Below are 253 nucleotides of genomic sequence, written 5' to 3' on the forward strand. Positions count from 1 at the left end.
TGTGTTCTGGCCCAGCGATCTGGTGCTGCGCCGCCAGCTCGTGTACGTGGCGGTGAGCCGTGCCAGCACACATCGCCCGCCACGAACACCTCACCGAAGGTGCTGCCCTGGCTGCGGTGCACGGTGAGCACCGCAGCCGGCCCGAGCGAGGCGAAGGCATCGCGCACGAGGAAGTAGCGGCGCCAGAGGGCGCGGCCGGCCTGCTTGCCCGCATCGCGGGCCTGCTGGCGCAGCTGACGCATCAGCGCATCCA

General features: G+C 71.1%; 1 protein-coding gene. It reads right to left on the bottom strand.

Going from position 1 to position 253, the window contains the following annotated elements; translation table 11 throughout:
• Positions 1-253: hypothetical protein (locus KZZ06_RS21625; protein ID WP_219581976.1), on the bottom strand; the 253-nt coding region annotated here is incomplete at both ends.

Origin of the sequence: Sulfitobacter sp. CW3 (genome assembly GCF_019392245.1) — a bacterium.
Lineage (GTDB): Bacteria > Pseudomonadota > Alphaproteobacteria > Rhodobacterales > Rhodobacteraceae > Sulfitobacter.